Genomic DNA, 339 nt, shown 5'->3' with positions numbered 1-339 from the left:
AGCCGGACCCGTTCGCCGGGAAGCAGGTCGTCGTACACGGCCTCGCCGAGGAGGGCGTGCCGGAAGGTGTAGAAGACGCCGCCGGCTTCGAGGACGTTCATCTCGACGGCCTGGCGCATGCCGGCCTCGAACTCGTCGACCGGGAGCGCGGCGGCCGCGGCGAGCAGGTCATGGCCGACGCGGCGGCCCGCGACGCTGGCGACGCGCACGACCTGACGGGCGGCGTCGGAGAGCCGGTCGAGGCGGACCAGCAGCAGGTCGGCGAGGTCGCCCGGGACGTCGCCGTCGGCGCAGGAGCCGGACGCCACGAGCTCCTCGACGAAGAACGCGTTGCCCTCG

1 pseudogene is annotated in these 339 nt (G+C 74.3%); it reads right to left on the bottom strand.

Going from position 1 to position 339, the window contains the following annotated elements:
- Positions 1 to 339, bottom strand: a pseudogene (locus ACOADB_RS23310) (helix-turn-helix transcriptional regulator); the annotation flags it as partial.

The sequence above is a fragment of the Nocardioides sp. CPCC 206348 genome (assembly GCF_048654705.1).
In the GTDB taxonomy this organism is placed as follows: domain Bacteria; phylum Actinomycetota; class Actinomycetes; order Propionibacteriales; family Nocardioidaceae; genus Nocardioides.
The sequence above is the reverse complement of the archived record's forward strand: the minus strand, read 5'-3'. Positions and strand labels throughout refer to the sequence as shown.